At 67.2% G+C, this 993-nt stretch carries 1 pseudogene; it reads left to right on the top strand.

What is annotated here, in order from left to right:
* A pseudogene (locus tag E1286_RS47330) lies at positions 1 to 993 on the top strand (DNA-directed RNA polymerase subunit beta); the annotation flags it as partial.

Genomic DNA, 993 nt, shown 5'->3' with positions numbered 1-993 from the left:
TGCGCGAGCGCATGACGACGCAGGACGTCGAGGCGATCACGCCGCAGACCCTGATCAACATCCGCCCGGTCGTGGCGTCGATCAAGGAGTTCTTCGGCACCTCGCAGCTGTCGCAGTTCATGGACCACACCAACCCGCTGGCCGGCCTGACGCACAAGCGGCGTCTGAACGCCCTCGGGCCCGGTGGTCTGTCACGTGAGCGGGCCGGCTTCGAGGTCCGTGACGTGCACCCGTCCCACTACGGCCGGATGTGCCCGATCGAGACCCCTGAAGGCCCGAACATCGGCCTGATCGGCTCGCTCGCGTCGTACGGCCGGCTCAACGCCTTCGGCTTCATCGAGACGCCGTACCGCAAAGTCGTCGAAGGCAAGGTGACCGACCAGATCGACTACCTCACGGCCGACGAGGAAGACCGCTTCGTCAAGGCGCAGGCGAACACGGCGCTCCACCCCGATGGCACCTTCGCCGAGGCGCGGGTGCTGGTTCGTACGAAGGGCGGTGAAACGGAGCTGGCCCGGGCCGAGGAGGTCGACTACATCGACGTGTCGCCGCGCCAGATGGTGTCGGTGGCCACCGCGATGATCCCCTTCCTGGAGCACGACGACGCCAACCGCGCGTTGATGGGCGCGAACATGATGCGCCAGTCGGTGCCGCTGCTCAAGAGCGAGGCGCCGCTGGTCGGCACCGGCATGGAGTACCGTGCCGCGACCGACGCCGGCGACATGATCGGCGCGGAGAAGGCCGGTGTGGTCGAGGAGGTCTCCGCCGACTACGTCACGGTCATGAACGACGACGGCACGCGGACGACGTACCGCGTGGCGAAGTTCAAGCGTTCCAACCAGGGCACCTCGGTCAACCAGAAGCCGATCGTGGCCGAGGGCGACCGGGTCGAGGTCAACCAGGTCATCGCCGACGGCCCCTGCACCGACAACGGTGAGATGGCGCTGGGCAAGAACCTCCTGGTGGCGTTCATGCCGTGGGAGGGTCACAACT

The organism is Nonomuraea terrae, from assembly GCF_004348995.1.
Taxonomy (GTDB): Bacteria; Actinomycetota; Actinomycetes; order Streptosporangiales; family Streptosporangiaceae; genus Nonomuraea; species Nonomuraea terrae.
This window is presented reverse-complemented; position numbering and strand designations above follow the sequence as displayed.